The sequence below is a fragment of the Corallococcus exercitus genome, assembly GCF_042231735.1.
Lineage (GTDB): Bacteria > Myxococcota > Myxococcia > Myxococcales > Myxococcaceae > Corallococcus > Corallococcus exercitus_B.
In genome coordinates this window covers 2,471,343-2,490,596 of record NZ_CP102577.1, presented here as the reverse complement: position 1 = coordinate 2,490,596, position 19,254 = coordinate 2,471,343, and the positions used below count along the sequence as shown (strand labels likewise).

Annotated in this window: 7 protein-coding genes; 2 read left to right on the top strand and 5 right to left on the bottom strand. The window is 70.6% G+C overall.

Annotated features, from left to right (window positions below):
• Positions 1–31: 31 nt before the first annotated feature.
• Positions 32–631, bottom strand: a complete 600-nt coding sequence (locus tag NR792_RS09155) for an expansin EXLX1 family cellulose-binding protein (protein ID WP_375759682.1) — start codon at positions 629–631, stop codon at positions 32–34.
• 215 nt (positions 632–846) lie between these two features.
• Between NR792_RS09155 and NR792_RS09150 the strand changes: the two genes are divergently transcribed.
• Positions 847–1,455, top strand: coding sequence for a hypothetical protein (locus NR792_RS09150; RefSeq protein WP_375759681.1), 609 nt, complete (start codon positions 847–849; stop codon positions 1,453–1,455).
• 96 nt (positions 1,456–1,551) lie between these two features.
• Here NR792_RS09150 and NR792_RS09145 read toward each other — a convergent pair whose 3' ends face one another.
• Entirely contained in the window at positions 1,552–3,399 is a 1,848-nt protein-coding gene (locus NR792_RS09145; RefSeq protein ID WP_375759680.1) for a von Willebrand factor type A domain-containing protein, read from the bottom strand.
• A 143-nt stretch (positions 3,400–3,542) separates the two neighbouring features.
• Here NR792_RS09145 and NR792_RS09140 point away from each other — a divergent pair, with 143 nt between their 5' ends.
• Positions 3,543–4,034 (top strand): VOC family protein, encoded by a 492-nt coding sequence (locus NR792_RS09140; protein ID WP_375759679.1) that lies wholly within the window; start codon positions 3,543–3,545, stop codon positions 4,032–4,034.
• Here NR792_RS09140 and NR792_RS09135 read toward each other — a convergent pair.
• The 3 genes from NR792_RS09135 to NR792_RS09125 all read right to left on the bottom strand — a co-directional run bounded on the left by NR792_RS09135 (position 3,991) and on the right by NR792_RS09125 (position 19,242).
• Positions 3,991–5,118, bottom strand: coding sequence for a heparan-alpha-glucosaminide N-acetyltransferase domain-containing protein (locus NR792_RS09135; protein WP_375759678.1), 1,128 nt, complete (start codon positions 5,116–5,118; stop codon positions 3,991–3,993). The two genes, NR792_RS09140 and NR792_RS09135, sit on opposite strands and share 44 nt — an antisense overlap.
• A gap of 68 nt (positions 5,119–5,186) precedes the next feature.
• A complete protein-coding gene (locus tag NR792_RS09130) occupies positions 5,187–7,043 on the bottom strand; it encodes a hypothetical protein (RefSeq protein WP_375759677.1) in 1,857 nt (618 codons plus the stop codon).
• A 103-nt stretch (positions 7,044–7,146) separates the two neighbouring features.
• Positions 7,147–19,242, bottom strand: a complete 12,096-nt coding sequence (locus NR792_RS09125) for an amino acid adenylation domain-containing protein (RefSeq protein ID WP_375759676.1) — start codon at positions 19,240–19,242, stop codon at positions 7,147–7,149.
• Positions 19,243–19,254 lie beyond the last annotated feature (12 nt).

Here is a 19,254-nt window from a genome sequence, read left to right as displayed (position 1 = left end):
CTCGCTGACGGACGGGGCGGCGGGGGCGTGCCTACTTCTGGGGCGCGAACTGCTCCGCCCCGTCCACCGTGTCGTCGTCCAGCACCTTCTCCACGGAGTCCACCAGCTGCTGGCCGTCGCTGGCGGTGACGCGCAGCTGGAAGCGGCCTTCGCCGATGCCCTCGAAGACGAAGTAGTTGTAGCTCTGGCGCTCCAGGGCCTTCCAGTCGCCGTCGCGCTTCCACTCCAGCTTCTTGATGGGCAGCCGGTGGTTGCGCACCTGGATGGCGGCCCACCACGGGTTGCTGCCGTTCTTGAAGTGGTACCGCACCGGGCCGGCCACGTCGCAGGACACCGGCGTCCAGGTGATGTCCACGCGGCCGTCCTTCGCCTCCGCCACCTTGTCGAAGGCCTCGCGCGACAGGTCCAGGTGGCCCTTCTCGCAGTCGGGGCACTGGTCCACGATGCGCACGCGCACGGTGCCCTTGGGGCCGACGATGTCCACGCACTCGCCGCAGACGGCGCTGTTGTCGTACTGGGCCTGGTTCATCGCGGCCACCATCAGGTCGCCGCCGGGGTCGAACGAGCAGTTGCCGCCCCCGTTGGCGTCGTAGAAGGTCGCAATCCCTTTCTGCTCTGAACCCAGGCTCACGCCTCCACCGGAGGCAGAGTCCCCGCATGCCCCACAGGCAAGCGTGGTCAGGGTCAAAACCAGCGAAGACTTCCAGAAAGCGGGTCGGTTCATACCGCGCACTATACACGCGTCGCTCCGCGTCAATGGCAGTCAAGACTCCGCGTCTTGGTTCCATCACACAGGCTTGTTAGCGTCCCGGCCTTCCCCCTCCCCAAAATCGGAAAGGAATTCCCATGATGAACAAGCTGACGTCCGTGGTGTGTCTGGGTTCTGCCCTCGTGCTCTCCGCCTGTGGTGCTCCGGAGCCGGAGGACGGCGTGGAGCTGGCGCAGCAGTCGCAGGGGGTCATCACTCCCGTGTCGGGCTCTTCGCAGGGCTGCGACTTCACCTTGAGCGGCACCCAGCTCACCACGAGCCCGCCGTCGTACAGCGTCACGCTCACCCGGACCGGCGGCACCAGCTGCGCGTATCCGGCGGGTGAGTCGGTAGAGATTGGCTACTCCTACAGCGTGGAGCCCAGGCTCTCCATCGCGGGCAACAGCCTGGGGCTCGCCGTGTCCTTCACCAAGAAGGGGACCTACAGCGGCTCGTCCCCGCGGTACCTGGCGATCAAGCACATCGACCCGGCGACGCTGTCCGTGGTGCGCGACGCGGACCTGCGCGCGGACTACCCCTACGGGCAGATCACCTCCGGCGGCATCACCATCCTGTCGGACGGCACGACGCTGCGAGCGGCGGGCCAGTTTACGGGCACGCTCGGCGGCCGGGGCGGCAGCTACTACTACGCCAACTACGCGGACTTCTTCACCAGCACGACGGCGCCGACCTACTCAACGTTCTGATGCCTGAAAAAGCCTGGCCCGCCACCGGCTGATTCCGGTGGCGGGCCAGGCCCCCCTTGCTGCGCGTTCCCCGGTGTTTCGTGCTGGGTGCTTCCTTCAGCGGCCGCGGGCGGACGCGGTGGTCAGCGCGCGGGCCTGGCCGATGAGGCGGACGAACTCGGTGCGGTCGGAGTCGCCGCCCACGGCGCCCTCCGCCAGCTTCTGCGTGGTGGCCAGGCTCCAGCCCTCCGCGGCGGGCGCGGCGCGGAGGATGTCCGCGGTGGCGGCCACGGCGACGGCGAAGCGGAAGTCCTGGGACGCGGCCTCCATGGACGGCTTCAGGTTCGCGCGGGTGAGCGGGAAGGCCTGCTCCTTGGCCTCCGTGCCGTTGGGCGCCTTGGCGCGGATGCGCACCGTGGCCAGCTCCTGCGGCGCCTCGCCGGTGAGCTCCACCTCGTAGAGCGCCGTCACGGTGTGGCCCGCGCCAATCTCGCCCGCGTCCACCTTGTCGTCGCGGAAGTCGTTGTCGGCGATGTCGCGGTTCTCGTAGCCCATCAGGCGGTAGCGGCTGACGGCCTTGGGGCTGAACTCCACCTGGAACTTCACGTCCTTCGCGATGACCTCCAGCGTGCCGGTCAGCTGCGTCTCGAAGACCTTGCGCGCCTCCTTCATGCTGTCCACGTAGAAGCTGTTGCCGTTGCCCTTGTCGGCCAGCTGCTCCATCAGCGAGTCGTGGTAGTTGCCCATGCCGAAGCCCACCGTGGTGAGGGTGACGCCCTCGGACACGTACTTCTGCACGCTGGCCAGCATGGCCTTGGGGCTCAGGTTGGGACCGATGTTGGCGTCACCGTCGGTGAGCACCACCACGCGGGACACCACGCCGGCCGCGGCCTTCTTCACCGCGTGCTTGTAGGCCGTCTCCATACCGGAGCCCATGGCCGTGCCGCCGCCCGCGACCAGCGTGTCCAGCGCCGCGTGGATCTTCTTCACGTCCGTGGCGGGCGTGGGGGGCAGCACGTCCCGCGTGGAGCCCGCGTAGGTGACGAGCGCCACGGTGTCGTTCTCGTTGAGGTTCTTCACCGCGACCTTGATGGACTCGATGGCCAGCGGCAGCTTGTCCGACGAGGCCATGGAGCCGCTGGTGTCCACCAGGAACACCAGGTGCGCGGGCTTGCGCTGCGAGCGGGAGACAACCTTGCCCTGCACGCCCACTCGCACGAACTGGCGGCGCGCGTTGAAGGGCGACGGCGCGCCCTCCAGGTGCACCGTGAAGGCGCCGTCCTCCGGCGGGGTGTAGCGGTACTTGAAGTAGTTGACGAACTCCTCCACGCGCACCGCCTGGGTGGGGGGCAGCTGCCCCTGCTGCAGGTAGCGCCGCGCCATGGAGTAGGAGGCCGTGTCCACGTCCGCCGCGAAGGTGGACAGGTTGTCCTTCGCCGTCTCGGTGAAGGCGTGGGCCTTGTAGGTCTCGAAGGTGTTGCCGCCCTCGGCGCTCTTGTCGTCGGCCAGCTCCTGCTTGGACTTCTCCATCGGCTGCTGGACCGGCATCGGGGCGGCGGCGCCTCCCATGGCCAGGGCGCTCATGGCCTTGCCTTCCTTCACCGGCGCCGCGCGGCGCATCTCCGGCGGCTCCGCGGCCATGAGGCTGTCGGAAGGGGCCGGGGCGCCGGCGGCGACGGCGCTCTCGTACTCCGGGGCGGGCGCCTGCGCGGCGGTGGCGTCACGGCGCTTCCTGGCGGCCGGGGCCGCGACCGGAGTCGAGGGCGGCGGGGGCGACGGGGGCGCCATCAGCGCACGGGACTCTTCGGCGGGGGCGCTCTCGGTGGTCGCGACGGCCTGGGGACGCAGCTCGCCGCGCGCCACGCCCTGCGACGGCTCCCTCGCGGAGCACGCGCTCACGAGGCTGGCGCAGAGGAGGGCACCACTGACAAAGGACACGCGGCGCTTCGAGAAGAAGGGGGACATGGGCGGCTCCGGGACAACGGGAGGAAGTCAGCGTGCCCCTGGAAACGGCCGACCCGCGGAATGGGTTTATCTGGTGAATTTTTCCCGGGTCCGCACGTGGGCCGCGCTTGCGTGGGGGGACCCCTTTTGCGACGGTCCGCGGCATGGAGACGACACGACCGTTCCGGATTCTGGGCATCCAGCAGATCGCCATCGGGGGGCTGGACAAGGGCGCCCTGCGCAAGCTGTGGGTGGACACGCTGGGCCTTCAGGCCCATGGCACCTACCGCAGCGAGAAGGAGAACGTGGACGAGGACATCGTCGTGGCGGGCGCGGGCCCCTTCAAGGTGGAGGTGGACCTGATGCAGCCCGTCAATCCCGACGGACGTCCGAAGGTGCACGACCCGGCGCTCAACCACGTGGGCCTGTGGGTGGACGACCTGGCGGGGGCCGTCAAGTGGCTGGAGGGGCAGGGCATGCGCTTCACGCCCGGCGGCATCCGCAAGGGCGCGGCGGGCTTCGACGTCTGCTTCATCCACCCGAAGGCGAGCGATCAGTTCCCGCTGAGCGGCGAGGGCGTGCTGATTGAGCTGGTGCAGGCCCCGCCGGAGATCATCCGCGCCTTCGAGCAGGCCGCGGCCAACGCGGCGCACTGAGCAGCCACCGGCTGGCGCGCGCGAAGCCCTTCTTCACCGCGCGCTCCACCGGATCCCACGCGACGCACAGCACGAACGTGCACGCGATGAGCAGCGCGAGCAGGCCCGCGTACTTCAGCCACCCGCTGGAGTCGCCCCACAGCTTCTGGAACGAGAAGACGCCGAAGAGGCGGTAGTACAGCAGCATCTCGTGGAAGAAGTACGCGGACAGCGACGCGGTCCCGAAGACCTCCAGGAAGCGGCGCGCGCGGGAAGGCTTCGCGTCCGCCGCCATCCGTCCCTCCACCCAGAGCATCCCGAGCAGCACCGCGCAGACCCACATGAAGCGGGTGGCGGAGTTGGACGGGTTGGTGACGAAGAAGCGGTGCGGCGGGTAGAGGTTGTTGAGCACGCCCGGCAGCAGCGTCCCCAGAAGCCCCAGCGCGATGAGGAAGCCCAGGGCCCGCGCCAGCCCCTTGCGGCCCCACGCGCCCGCGATGCAGCCCGCGAAGGCGCCCAGCCACGCGAAGCCTATCCACGGCACCAGCGGGAAGGGGGCCCAGGAGGACTTGCGCAGGAAGGACGCCCAGGGCTCGCCCGCGGAGTCGCTGAACGGCGCCAGCGCGAACGCCCCCATCGCCAGCACGAACGCGGTGCCCGCGAGCACGCGCGGACGCGAGGCCAGCAGCGCGGCCAGGGGCAGGGTGATGATCAGGCACAGGCCCACGCAGTGGAGGATGTCCAGGCGCAGCAGCCACACGGGCTCGGAGCGGATGGGGAACCAGACGGCGTTGACGAGCGCGGCGACGGCGAACACCTCCGCGATGCGGCGCAGGTTGCGGGGCACGCGCTCGTGCAGCACCCCCGCGGCGGCGCTGCGCACCATGAGCAGCGCCAGCGCGAACCCGGCGGAGAAGATGAACGCGGGGGCCACCAGCCCGTCCACCTTGAGCAGCCGTCCGGTCCACTCGCTCTTGCGCAGCTCCGGGGTGAGCAGCACGAGCGAGTGGGTCTGGATCATCACGAGGACGGAGAGGCCGCGCAGCCAGTCGATGGCGCGCACGCGCTCGCGGGAGACAGGGGCGGCGGAGGGCAGGGTGCTCACGGGGGCCGCTACCCTACGTCGGTCCCGCGGGCGGTTGCACGCGCCCGCGGGACCGGGAACTGCTTGGACTACCAGATGACGGCGTCGAGGTACGCCGTCCCCTTCCACGTGCCCGTCGTCTGGAACTCCACGCCCAGCTGGTACAGCGGGGTGGTGGAGCCGGAGGGCAGCTTCACGGTGATGTTGTTCCAGGCGCCGGCCTTGAGGCTGCTGACGGCGATCCAGTTGCCCGTCCAGCGCCAGTTCGCGGACGCGCCCTCCAGGGTGTAGGGCTGGACGCCGGTGATCTTGCTGCCGGTGGGCAGCCAGAACCGGAACGTCACCGTCTTGCCGGACGGCACGGCCGCGTTGGCCACGGCCACCGTGCCCTTGCCGGCCGTGCCGTTGAAGGGCACGGCCAGCGAACGGGTGCCCGCGTAGGCCTTGGACGTGGTGGTGCTCACGGACGACAGGGCGGCGCCGCCCGCGGTCCAGCCCTGCGCGCTGGACTCGAAGCCGTACTTCGAGGTGTCGCCCGGGGTGCCCGCGTCGGAGGAGCCGGTGCCCGCGTCGGTGCCAGCATCCGGACGCGTTCCGCCGTCCACGCCGCCGTCGGTGCCTCCGTCCGGACGGGTGCCACCGTCGACCGGCGGGGTGCCGGCGTCCACGGTGCCGCCATCGGTGGAGCCACCGCCGCCCGGGGGCGGAAGCGTGGTGCCGGCCGCGGGCAGGAGGAGGCCACCCGCGTTGAGGAACACCCCCGCGCGCCGCTTCAGGTACGGCTGGCCGTCGGCGGCCTGGTCGTTCTGGTAGGAGCTCTGGCCGCCCGCGCCCGCGCCGAACATCAGGGCGACGACGCCCGCGTTGGCGAACTTGCGCCGGTGCGCGTCACCGCTCGCGCCGAAGAAGTACTCGGTGCGGTTGTCCTTGTAGCCCTGGCGCGCCCCACCGCCGTTGTTGATGTTGAGGTGGTTGGAGTTGCCCAGCGGGATCTGCCACAGCACCCAGCGCTTGCCGGACGTCTGGTTCCAGAGGCGCAGCCACTCCGCGTAGCGGTTGTACGAGCGCGACGTGAGGGGCGCCGAATCGCTCATGTCCCAGGTGTGATCCGCGCCCTGCGTGAGCCGGTAGAAGTCCGCGTCGCGGTCCAGCGGGTCGCCCACGATCACGTCGTAGGTGGCGCCGGTGACGTTGGTGCCCAGCCCCAGCGGCTTGAGGAAGTTGACGACCTTGTCCACCTCCGGCTGGAGCGGATCCGTCAGCGAGTTGAACGCGATGTCCTTGCCGCTGGCCCACGCGGAGATGTGCAGGCCCAGCACGACGTTGTTCGCGCCCACGGCCTTGCGCAGCTGGAGGAACGCCAGGCTCCACCCGGCGACGGTGTTGGGCAGGCCCGCGAGCTCCGGCATCCCCGAGGCGGCGATGGCCGCGTAGGCGTTGGGGTTGGAGGCCGTCTGGAACTGGAGGAGGCCGACCGCGTCCGGCTCCACGTGGAGGATGACCGGGCTGCCGAAGGTCTTCGCGCGCTGGAGGAGCAGCTTCACGTCCTCGAAGTAGCTGCGCATGGTGCTGGCGTTCTTCAGCTTCGCCAGCGACTCCCCCTCGCCGCCGCCCGGCTCGGCGAAGAGCTGGTAGTAGGTGACGACGGGGACGAAGCCCTGCGCCTTCGTCTCCGTGAAGAAGCTGGCCGCCCAGCTGCCGTCACGGGCGCCGTAGCCCCAGTTGTCCGACCAGCCCTTGGTGAAGTAGCGGTAGCGCGCGTCCCACGGCACGTCGCTGTCCCGCATCCAGTTCTGGCCGGCCTCCTCGAAGAGGCCCACCATCATGCGGTTCTGGAAGGCGGGGGGCACGGGGCCCTGCACACCCGTGGCGGCCTGGGCGGTCAGCGCCCCGAGACACGTCAGCGTCAGCAGCGCCGCGAAGGCGCGTCGAATGGTGTTGGTCATGGAGGCGCTAGTACGCTTCAGCGCTCTCAGTCCTTCCGGTTCGGGGTGCAACGCCCCCCGGCCGTCCGCTCCTCGGACACGCCGCCGGGGGCTCCCAGGCCCGCTATGCGACCGAGCTTCGGGGCGCTGCGTCCTCCACCCGCCGCAGGCACCCGGTGAGGTGCCGCGCCATGGCCTCGACATGCGGCGGTTCGATCATCGTCTGGTGGTTGCCGGGTACCGGCAGCACCTCCAGCCCGTGCAGCACCAGCTGTCGCCACGGCTGTTCCGGATGCAGCGGGTGGGGCGGCACGTGCACCTGGGCCTTGAGGTACGTGGCGGGTCCCTCGTAGGGCACGGGCTCGTAGCTGAAGAGGGCCCGCATGTGCGCCTTCCAGACGTCCAGGAAGATCTCCAGGTCGCGCAGCGAATACGAGTCCGGCACGGTCGCACCTTCGCGGGCCTGGCGCAGCACCTCCTTCATCTGCTCGTGCGGAGGCAGTGAGCGCAGGCGCTGGGCGAGCGTGGGCGTGTCGTCTCCGAACATGGCCGCGAGCAGCGCGGCGTCGTCCTCGAACCGCGTGGGCATCTGGCCGGGACCGGGCGTGTCGAGGAAGACGAGCAGCGCGGGCGGGACGCCCAACCTGAGCAGGCGCTGGGCCATCTCGTAGACGATGGTGCCGCCCATGGAGAGGCCGACGAGGTAGTAGGGCCCTTGGGGCTGCCACTGGAGCATGGCGCTCAGGTGGTGCGACGCGAGCAGCTCGATGCTCGTCAGCGGAGGGCACTCGCCATTCACGCCAGGGGCCTGGAAGCCATACACCGTGCGGTCGGGGCCGAGCGCCCGCACCAGGTCCTGGTAGCAGAACACCGTGCCGCCCACCGGGTGCATGCACCACAGCGGCGGAAGGTCCGAGCGTCCCTCCTGGAGCCGCACGATGCCTTCGGGGAGCGTGGGCCCCTGCGCGGTCACCGGTGCATCCGGCGTGAGCTTCGCCTGGATCCACTGCGCGAGCGCCGCGACCGTCGGACTCTGGAAGAGGACCTGGAGCGGGACCTTGAACGGGAAGTGCTCCGACAGCTTGGACACGAGCTGCGCCGCGAGCAGCGAGTGGCCGCCCAGGTCGAAGAAGCTCGCGGTGACGCTGATGGCCGTGCGTCCCAGGACCTCCGCCCACAGGTCCGCGATCCGCTGCTCCAGCGGCGTGCGAGGCATCACGCCGGCCTCCGCCGCGTCCGCGGCATCCGAGGGACGGGGAAGGGCGCGGCGGTCCACCTTGCCGTTCGCGTTGAGCGGCAGCGCGTCGAGCAACACGAACGCGGAAGGGACCATGTGGCTGGGAAGCAGGCCCTGGACGTGAGTGCGCAGGTCGCTGGCGGTCACGGCGTCGCGGAAGGTGACGTAGGCGACCAGCCGCTTGTCGCCCGGTGAGTCCTCACGCACGAGGACCAGGGCCTCGCGCACGGACGCATGCTGGCGAAGCACGGCCTCGATTTCGCCCGGCTCGATGCGGAAGCCGCGCACCTTGACCTGATGGTCGCGACGGCCCACGAATTCGACGGCACCATCGTGGCGCTGCCGGACGAGGTCGCCCGTGCGGTAGAGGCGTGCGCCCGGGACGGCGGCGAAGGGGTGGGGGACGAAGGCGGTCGCGGTGAGGTCGGGCCGCTCCCAGTAGCCCCAGGCGAGGCCGTCACCACCGACGAACAGCTCGCCGACGATGCCCGGCGCCACCGGGTGCAGGTGCGCGTCCAGCACATAGGCCGTGCTGTTGGAGAGGGGCTTGCCGATGGGCACCGTGCCCGTGACGGGCTCCGTGACGAGGTGCCACGTGCTGAACGTGGTGTTCTCCGTGGGGCCGTAGACGTGCAACAGCCTGCGGGGCCCACCGTGGGCCAGCAGCCGGTTCACGCAGGCCGGGTCCACGGCCTCGCCACCGAAGAGGAGCGTGGACAGGCCATTGAAGGCCGTGGGCTCCATCCGGGTGACGTGGTTGAACAGGGCCGTGGTGAGGAACAGCGCGGTGATGCGCTCGTCGCGCAGACCCCGGGCCAGCGTGGTGGGGTCGATGATCTCCTCCTTGGAGAACAGGACGAGCGTGGCGCCGTTGAGCAGCGCGCCCCACACCTCGAAGGTCGAGGCGTCGAAGGCCACCGTCGCTGCCTGAGCCACCCGGTCCTCCGGGCCGAAGGGGATGTAGTCGGGATCCATCACCAGCCGCATCACGGCCTGATGCGGAACGCAGACCCCCTTGGGCCGGCCCGTGGAGCCGGACGTGTAGATGACGTAGGCGGGCTCCAGGGGATGGAACCGGGTCGCGTCGTACGGTGAGCCGGAATGGGCAGTGGCCTCCAACGCATCAATGCGGATGCACCCGACGCTGTCCGAAGAGAACCGGCTCGAGGTCGCCGTTCCCGTGATGATCCGATGCACCTTCGCATCGGAGATCATGAGGGCCAGGCGGTCCGCCGGGTAGTCAGGATCCAACGGCACGTAGGCGCCACCCGCCTTGAGCACGGCGACCAGTGACACGATGAGGTCGATGGAGCGGGAGAGGCACACGCCCACGCGTGGCGCCTCCGGTCCGACGCCCTGGGCCTTGAGCGTCCACGCGAGCTGATTGGCGCGGGCATCCAGCTCCGCGTAGGTGAGCGCCTGGGCCCCATGGCGCACGGCGATGGCGTCCGGCCGCGTGGCCACCTGGGCTTCGAAGGCCTGCGCGAGGGAGAGGTCCCTCGGATAGGGCCGGCCGGTTTCGTTCCAGGCCATGGTGACCTGCTGGTGCTCCGCTTCGGAGAGCCAGGGCAGGGCGTGAATGCCCACGTCGGGTTGACGGAGCGCGCCTTCGAGGAGGCGACGGAAGTGGTCGGCCATCCGCTCGAGGGTGCGGGGCTCGAACAGCGCGGTCGCGTACTCGAACGTGCCGCTGAGACCTTCCGGGACTTCGGTCAGGGCCAGGGTGAGATCGAACTTGGACGTCGGGGTCTGGAGCTCCAGCGCCTGGACCTGGAGGCCCGGAAGCTGGGGCGGGTTCCCGGGCGCGTTCTGCAAGGCGAACATCACCTGCACCAGCGGTCCATGGCTCAGGGCCCGTTCAACGTGCAGCTCCTCCACGAGCTTTTCGAACGGCAGCTCCTGATGCGCATACGCACCCAGGGCCCGGTCGCGCACCTGACGGAGCACTTCGCGGAAGGACGCGCCGTCGCGCAGGTGGGCCCGCAGCGGCAGCGTGTTGACGAAGAAGCCGATGAGGCCTTCCAGTTCCTCGCGCGTGCGGTTGGCGATGGGCGTGCCGACGATGAAGTCCCGCTGGCCGCTGTAGCGCGACAGCAGCAGCTGGAAGCCCGCCATCAGTGTCATGAACAGCGTGGCCCCTTCCTGGCGGCCCAATCCCTCCAGCGCTTCGAGCACGGCTCGCGGGAGGGTGAAGACGTGGGTGGCCCCCGCGAACTGCTGCACGGAGGGACGGGGATGGTCGGTCGGCAGCTCCAGGACGTGCGGCGCGTCCGCGAGCTGCTGCTTCCAGAAGTCGAGCTGCCGCTGGAGCACGTCATCTTGGAGCCACTGGCGCTGCCACGCCGCGTAGTCCGCGTACTGCACCGGCAAGGCAGCCAGGTCGGAGGCCCGGCCCGCGTGCCGCGCCTGGTATTCGGCGGACAGCTCCCGGTAGAGCACGCCCAGGGACCAGCCGTCGGACACGATGTGATGCAGGTTGAGCAGCAGCACGTGGTGTCGCGCGTCCTCGCTTACCAGGAGGGCGCGGAACAGCGGACCCTCGGAGAGATTGAAGGGCGTCTCCGCGTCCTCGCGCAGCAGGGCTTCGGCTTCGTCCCGGGAGGACGCCTCGACCCGGCGGAGGGACACAGGCAGCCGGGGCAGGATGTGCTGCACGGGGACGCCTTCACCCGGGAACACCGTGCGCAGGGATTCGTGCCGGTCCACGAGCGCCTGGAGGGCGTGCTCCAGCACGTCCACGTCCAGCGTGCCTTCCAGCCGCAGCGCCATGGGCATGTTGTACGCGGCCCGGTCCGCGTGGAACTGGTTGAGGAACCAGAGCCGCTCCTGCGCGAAGGACAGGGGCGGCGGTCCTTCACGGTGCCAGGCCTTGAGCGCGGGAACGGACTGGGACGGGTCCTGCGTCCGTGCTTCCAGTGCTCCGGCCAGGGCTTCGATGGTGGGGAACTCGAAGAGGGTCCGCACGGGGACGGGCACGCCCAGCACCTGCGAGGTCCGGGAGACGATCTGCGTGGCCAGCAGGGAGTGCCCGCCCAGGTCGAAGAAGTTCGCATCGACGGGGATGTGCGCCCGTTGCAGCACCGCGCACCAGATGGCGCTCAACGTCTGCTCCAGCGCGGTCAGCGTGCGTGTTCCCGTCGGCGGCTCCTCGCCCTCGGGGACCGGCAGGGCGCGGCGGTCCACCTTCCCGTTGGGCGTCATGGGCAGCGCGTCCAGCAGCACGAACGCGGAAGGGACCATGTGGCTGGGAAGCAGCCCCTGGACGTGGGTGCGCAGGTCGCTGGCGGTCACGTCATCGCGGAAGGTGACGTAGGCGACCAGCCGCTTGTCGCCCGGTGAGTCCTCACGCACGAGGACCAGGGCTTCACGCACGGACGCATGCTGGCGAAGCACGGCTTCGATCTCGCCCGGCTCGATGCGGAAGCCGCGCACCTTGACCTGATGGTCGCGGCGGCCCACGAAGTCGAAGGCCCCGTCGTTCCGCTGCCGGACGAGGTCTCCGGTGCGGTAGAGGCGAGCGCCAGGGACGGAGGCGAAGGGGTGGGGGATGAAGGCGGTCGCGGTGAGGTCGGGCCGCTCCCAGTAGCCCCAGGCGAGGCCGTCACCGCCGACGAACAGCTCGCCGATGATGCCCGGTGCCACCGGGTGCAGGTGCGCATCCAGCACGTAGGCCGTGCTGTTGGAGACCGGGCGGCCGATGGGCACCGTCACCGCATCGGGTTCGACCCGCGTCGGAGAGAACCAGGTGCTGTACACCGAGTTCTCCGTGGGGCCGTACGCGTGAATGACCTGCTCGGGCTTGCTGTGGGAGAGGAGTGCCCGGATGCAGGCCGGGTCCGCGGCCTCGCCACCGAACAGGAGCCAGCGGAGCCCCTTGAGGAGCGCCGGGTCGGTGCGCGCGACGTGGTTGAGGAGCGCCGTGGTGAGGAACAGGACCGTGATGCCCTCGTCGCGGACCCGCTGCGCGAGCACCGTGGGTTCGATGACCTCTTCCTTGGACAGCATGACCAGCGTCGCGCCATTGAGCAGGGCGCCCCACAACTCGAACGTCGAGGCGTCGAAGGCGACCGTGGAAGCCTGGGCCACACGGTCCTCGGGACGAAGCTGGATGAAGACCGGATCGAGGACCAGGCGGGCGACGCCGCGGTGCGGGATGCAGACGCCCTTGGGCCGGCCCGTGGAGCCCGAGGTGTAGATGATGTGCGCCAGGTCCTCGCCCGTGCACGCATCCGGAGGCGCGTGACGTGCCAGCCCCGCCGGCAGCGCGTCCAGCCGCAGGACCGTCCAGGGGCCTTCGGGGACCTGACTCGCGAGCGCCGACTCGGTGACGACGGCGACGAGCCGCGCATCGGTGGCCATGAAGGCGAGCCGGTCCGCCGGATAGTCCGGATCCAGCGGCACGTAGGCGCCGCCCGCCTTGAGGATGGCGACGAGCGACACGACGAGGTCGATGGATCGCGGCAGGCACACGCCCACGCGCGGCGCATCCCGCCCGACGCCCTGAGCCTTGAGGGCCCACGCGAGCTGATTGGCGTGGGTGTCCAACTCCGCGTAGGTGAGCGCCCGGGCGCCGTGGCGCACGGCGATGGCATCTGGCCGCGCGGCCACCTGCGCGTCGAAGGCACGCACCAGGGAGGCTTCGCGCGGGTAGGGACGCGCGGTGTCGTTCCAGGTGAAGAGGACCTGCTGCCGCTCTGCCTCGGAGATCCAGGGCAGGGCGTGGAGGGCGGCATCCGGCTGGCGGAGCACGCCTTCGAGCAGCTGGTGGAAGTGGCCGGCCATCCGCTCGATGGTGCGGGGCTCGAAGAGGGCACTCGCGTATTCGAGGACGCCCGAGAGCCCGTCACCTGTCTCCTCCAGCATCAGGCTGAGGTCGAACTTGGAGGTCTGGAGCGGCAGCTCCAGTGCCTGGACCTGGAGGCCCGGTAGCTGGGGCAACGTGCCGGGCGCGTTCTGCAAGGCGAACATCACCTGCACCAGCGGTCCATGGCTCAGCGCACGTTCGACGTGCAGCTCCTCCACGAGCTTTTCGAACGGCAGCTCCTGATGCGCATACGCACCCAGGGCCCGGTCACGCACCTGCCGCAGCACTTCGCGGAAGGACGCGCCGTCACGCAGGTGGACCCGCAGCGGCAGCGTGTTGACGAAGAAGCCGATGAGGCCTTCCAGCTCCTCGCGCGTGCGGTTGGCGATGGGCGTGCCGACGATGAAGTCCCGCTGGCCGCTGTAGCGCGACAGCAGCAGCTGGAAGCCCGCCATCAGCGTCATGAACAGCGTGGCCCCTTCCTCACGGGCCAGGGCCTCCAATGAATGACGGACCCCGGAGGGCAACGCGAAGCGGAACGTTGCGCCTTCGAACCGCTGCACCGCGGGGCGCGGGCGATCCGTGGGCAGCTCCAGGACATGGGGCGCGTCCGCGAGCTGCTGCTTCCAGAAGTCGAGCTGCCGCTGGAGCACGTCGCCCTGGAGCAACTGGCGCTGCCACGCGGCGTAGTCCGCGTACTGCAAGGGCAGCGGGGACAGCTCAGGCGACTGGCCCTGGAGACGTGCGCGGTACTCGGAGGAAAGCTCGCGGTAGAGCACGCCCAACGACCAGCCATCGGACACGATGTGGTGCAGGTTGAGCACCAGCACCGAACACGTGCCTTCGAGCTGGAGAAGGAGTGCCCGGAACAGGGGCCCCTTCGCGAGGTCGAAGGACCGCTCCGCCTCCTGCCGCAAGCGCGTCTGGACCCGCACGTCCTCCGGTCCCGAGGCATTGAACCGCTGGACCTCCAGCGTGAGGACGGGCTCCTCGGCGATGTGCTGCGTGGGGCGGTCACCTTCGGGGAACATGGTGCGAAGGGACTCGTGCCGCGACACGAGTGCTTCCAGGCTGGCGCGCAGCACCGTGATGTCCAGTGGACCGTCCAGGCGCAGAGCCATGGGCATGTTGTAGACGCCCGGCGCGTCGTGGAGCCGGCCCAGGAACCACAGCCGCTCCTGCGCAAAGGACAGCGGAAGCAGCCCGGATCCACGCGGCGTCACCGGGATGCGCGAGGCCTCCCGGTGTCCCTCCGCGAGCAGGCCTCCCACGACCCGGACGAACGCCTCCAGGCGCGGTGCCTCAAAGAGGGCGCGCACGGGCAGGGCCACGCCCAGGGCCTCCCGCACGCGTGACACCACCTGCGTGGCCAGCAGCGAGTGGCCGCCGAGGTCGAAGAAGTGGGAGTGCGCCCCCACTTCGCGCCCGCCCAGCACGGAGGCCCAGATTCCCGCGACCCGCGCTTCGAGCGGGCTCCGGGGCGCGATGAAGCCTTCGGTGCCGGAGGCTTCGGGAACAGGCAGCGCGCGCCGGTCGATCTTCCCGTTGGGCGTGAGGGGCAGCGACTCCAGCACCACGAACGCGGCGGGCACCATGTGGCCCGGGAGCCGGGCCTGGAGGAACTCGCGGAACACCGCGTCCGCGACTCCCGAGGCCGCGACGTAGGCCACGAGCCGGCGGTCGCCCGGCGTGTCCTCGCGCAGCAGGACGAGTGCTTCCCGTGCCGCGGGGTGCTGACGCAGGGCCGCTTCCACTTCGCCCAGCTCGATGCGGAAGCCGCGCAGCTTCACCTGGTGGTCGCGGCGGCCGACGTACTCCAGGACGCCATCCGCGCGCTGCCGGACCAGGTCCCCGGTGCGATAGAGCCGCGCGCCGGGCGTGTCGCTGAACGGATGGGGGATGAACTTCTCCGCGGTGAGGCCGGACCGGTCCCAGTACCCGAGCGCCAGTCCATCGCCGCCCACGAACAGCTCGCCCACGACGCCGGGAGGGACCAGCTGGAGCCGGGCATCGAGCACGTACGCCGTGCTGTTGGCGAGCGGTCCACCGATGGGCACGGACTCGACGCCCGCGTGTGGCACCCGGTGCCACGTGCTGAACGACGTGTTCTCCGTGGGGCCATAGCCGTTGATCAACGCCGTGGGCCCGCCGTGCGAGAGCACCGCGTTGACGCTGGCGACATCCGCGGCCTCGCCGCCGAAGATCATCCAGGACAGGTGGCGGAAGGACTCGGGCCGCGTGCGGGCGACGTGGTTGAACAGCGCCGTGGCCAGCACCATGTGCGTGATGCGCTCTTCCTGGAGCCTGCGCGTCAGGACCTCCGGGTCGATGATCTCGTCCTTGGTGAACAGGACCAGTGTGGCCCCGTTGAGCAGCGCGCCCCAGATCTCCAGCGTGGACAGGTCGAACGCGATGGTCGTGGACTGCGCCATCCGGTCGCCCGGCCCCAGGTGCACGTAGTCGGGGTTGAGCACCAGCCGCACCACGCCCTGATGCGGGATGCACACGCCCTTGGGCCGGCCCGTGGAGCCGGAGGTGTAGATGATGTGCGCCAGATCCACCGGCATCACGGCCTCGGCCGCGCGCCCGTCCGACACGGCCTCCCAGGGCACATCCAGGCACACGGGCGTCCACGCACCCGGGGGCAGCCCGGAGGCCAGGGCCTCATGCGTGACGATGGCGACCAGCCGCGCATCGGTGGCCATGAAGGCGAGCCGCTCGGAGGGATGCTCCGGGTCCAGCGGGACGTAGGCGCCGCCCGCCTTGAGGATGGCCAGCAGCGACACGATGAGGTCCACCGAGCGCGGCAGGCACACGCCCACCTGCGGCGTGCGCCGGCCCACCCCGAGTGTCCGCAGGCGCTGGGCCAGGTGCTCCGCGCGTGCATCCAGCTCCGCGTAGGTGAGCGTCACGGCACCATGGCTCACCGCGATGGCGTCGGGCCGCTGAGCGACCTGCGACGCGAAGGCGTCCACGATGGACAGCTCCGAAGGGTAGGGACGTGCCGACGCGTTCCAGTCCCGGAGCACCCGCCGCTGCTCCACCTCCGACAGGAAGACCGCGTCCCCCGTGGCCCGGTTCGGCGCTTCCACGAAGCATCGCAGCACCTGGAGGTAGTGCTCCGTCAGGCGCTCGATGGTGGCCGCATCGAACAGCGCGGTGGCGTATTCGAGCGTGCCCGCCAGCTCATCACCGGCCTCCTCCAAAGCGAGGAACAGGTCGAACTTGGACGTGCGTGTGTCCAGCGTCAGCGGGGTGACGGTGACGTCCGGGAACTGGAGCCGGGACGTGGGCGCGTTCTGGAGCGCGAACAGCACCTGGATGAGGGGCGTCCGGCTCGCTTCGCGTTCGACCTGGAGCGCTTCGACCAGCTTCTCGAACGGCAGGTGCTGATGGGCGTAGGCCCCCAGCGCGCGGTCGCGCACCTGTCCGAGGAGCTGGAGGAATGACGGCGCTCCCTCGAAGCGCGCACGGATGGGCAGCGTGTTGACGAAGAAGCCGATGAGGCCTTCCAGCTCCTTCCGCGTGCGGTTCGCGATGGGCGTGCCCACCACGAAGTCCCGCTGTCCGCTGTAGCGCGACAGCAGCACCTGGAAGCCGGTGAGCAGGGCCATGAACAGCGTGGCCCCCTCCCGGCGGGCCAGTTCGTCCAGCGCACGGTGGAGCCGGGCGGGAACCGTGAAGCGGTGGACGGCGCCCGCGAACCGCTGCACCGCGGGACGCGGCCGGTCGGTGGGCAGCTCCAGCACCCGCGGCACGTCCGCGAGCTGCCGCTCCCAGAAGCCCAGCTCCCGCTGGAGCACGTCGCCCTGGAGCCACTGACGCTGCCACGCCGCGTAGTCGGGATATTGGATGGGCAGGGGCGCCAGGTCCGTGGCGGCTCCCCGTGCGCGGTACGCGGTGGACAGCTCGTGGTACAGCACGCCGAAGGACCAGCCGTCGGAGACGATGTGGTGCAGGTTGAGCACCAGCACGTGCCGCCGCTCCGCTTCACGGATGAGCAGCGCACGGAACAACGGCCCCCGGGCCAGGTCGAACGGCCGCTCCGCTTCACGCTGCATGCACGCAAGCGTCTCTTCTTCCGAGCGGGACTCCGCGCGCTCCAGCATCACGGGCAGGTGCGCGGCGACGTGCTGGATGGCGGTGCCTTCACCGGGGAAGGTGGTGCGCAGGGACTCATGCCGGTCCACCACGGCCTGGAGCGCCTGCTCCAGCACGACCGGCTCCAGGGGGCCTTCCAACCGGAACGCGAACGGCAGTGAGTACAGCGCGGAGCCCGGCATCCACTGGTCCAGGAACCACAGCCGCTGCTGCGCGAACGACAGCTGCTCCCGCGCCGCATCCGCGCACGGAGGAATGGGCGCTTCGGCACGCTCCGCTGCTGGAGCGGCTGCCTCCAGCGCGGCGGCGAAGTCCCGCAGGATGGGGAAGGCGAACAGCGAGCGCAGCGGGACGGGACGCCCGAGCACGTCGCACAGCCGGCCGATGGCCTGCGTGGCCAGGAGGGATTGGCCACCCAGCTCGAAGAAGTCCGCCGTGGCGCTGACCGCCTCCACGCGCAGCACGTCCGACCAGACCTTCGCGACGGTCCGCTCCAGCGCGGTCTCCGGCGCGACGAAGTCCTCCTCGGCCCCGGGGCAGTCGCGCGGATCCGGCAGGGCCTTGCGCTCCACCTTGCCGTTCGCGGTGAGCGGCATCGCGTCCAGGACGACGATGGCCGAGGGCAGCATGTGCGCGGGCAGGTGGCCCTTCAGGTGGGCCCGCAGCACCGGCGCCGTCAGGAACTCGGAGGCCGTCACGTACGCCACCAGCCGCCGGTCCCCCGGCACGTCCTCGCGCACCATCACCACGGCCTCCTGCACGGAGCCATGCAGGCGCAGCGCCGCTTCCACCTCTCCCGGCTCGATGCGGAAGCCGCGCACCTTGACCTGGTGGTCCACGCGTCCCACGAAGTCCACCGCGCCGTCCTCGAGCCTGCGCGCGAGGTCCCCCGAGCGGTACATGCGCGCGCCCGGTTCGGTGCTGAAGGGATCCGGCAGGAACCGCTCGGCGGTGAGGTCGGGGCGCTCCCAGTAGCCCCACGCGACGCCGGTGCCTCCCGTGTACAGCTCGCCCACGGCGCCCGCGGGCAGCTCGCGCCCATCCGCGTCCAGCACGTACATCCGCGTGCCGGAGATGGCGTGGCCGATGGGCGCGGGCTCGGAGCCGAGCGGCGCGCGCAGGAGCTGGCAGCTGGTGAAGGTGGTGTTCTCCGTGGGGCCGTAGCAGTTGAAGATGCGCGTGCGCGGCAGGGCCTCCAGCGCCCGGCGCGCGTGGGGCAGGGACATCACCTCGCCGCCCGTGTAGAGCTGCCGCAGCGTCTCCGTGCCCGGCAGTCCCCGGTCCACCAGCGTGTTGAACAGGCCGGTGGTGAGGAACGCCGTCGTCACGCGCTCCGCGCGCAGGAAGTCGCCCAGCTCGTCCAGCGCGGCGGCCCCGCGCGAGAACACCGCCACGCGGCCGCCGTTGAGCAGCGCGCCCCAGAGCTCGAACGTGGACGCGTCGAAGGCCACGGGCGCCAGCTGCAACAGCACCTCGTCCGGTCCCAGGTGCACGTAGTCCGTGTCCAGCACCAGCCGCAGCACGCCCCGGTGGGGCACGCACACGCCCTTGGGCCGGCCCGTGGAGCCGGACGTGAAGACGACGTAGGCCAGGTCGTCCTCCACCACGTCCCGCGCGATGGGCCCGTCACTGAAGCCCGCCAGCGCCTCCGCCTGCGTGTCCAGGCAGAGCGTGCGCCAGTCCCCCGCGGGCAGCCGCGACTCCAGCCCGGCGTGCGTGACGATGATCCGCACGCGCGAATCCGTGGCCATGAACGCGAGCCGCTCCGAGGGGTACTCCGGATCCAACGGAACATACGCGCCGCCCGCCTTGAGGATGCCGACCAGCGTGACGATGAGGTCCACCGAGCGTGGCAGGCACACGCCCACCTGGGGCCGCTCACGGCCCACGCCCCGAGCCTTCAACCAGCCCGCGAGCTGGTTCGCGCGGGCATCCAGCTCCGCGTACGTGAGCTGCTGTCCGTCACAGCGGACGGCGACGGCGTGGGGACGGAGCGAGGCCTGGGCCTCGAACGCATCAGCGATGTTGCGAGGAGCCGGCCCCTTCGGGGACACGGGGGCGTCGACGGTCTCGGTCATGGCGACGCGCCG